The organism is Lewinella sp. W8 (assembly GCF_004375085.3).
Classification (GTDB): Bacteria; Bacteroidota; Bacteroidia; order Chitinophagales; family Saprospiraceae; genus Neolewinella.
Map to the genome: position 1 here is coordinate 1 of NZ_SNAQ03000080.1, position 381 is coordinate 381.

Sequence of the window (381 nt, forward strand, 5' to 3'; positions counted from 1 at the left end):
ATCGGCATCGACGAGCGTGCCTGTGACCTGATCACGATCAACCCCAGCGTTGACACCTTCCGCACGACGGGTACTGCTTCCGAGGAGTGCTTCAAGCTGGAAGTTACTTACGACATCATCAACTGGTGTGAGTACAACAGCATCGGCCAGGCTTACCTGATCCCCCGGGATCGCGAGGGTGACCGCAACCCGGAAACGGAGCTGATGTACCTGCACGTACGTCCTGGTGTTAGCCAGACGACGACGGCTGACGACATCGCCTGGTTGAGCAAGTTTGCTGACCTGAACTACAACCCCGGCTTCCCGCAGTTCGATATCCTGCTGGATAACGGTGACGACAACGACGGAGACGACGACGACAACGGCGATGACAACATCGAC

At 57.5% G+C, this 381-nt stretch carries 1 pseudogene; it reads left to right on the forward strand.

The features are described from left to right. A pseudogene (locus tag E1J53_RS24115) lies at positions 1 to 381 on the forward strand (hypothetical protein); the annotation flags it as partial.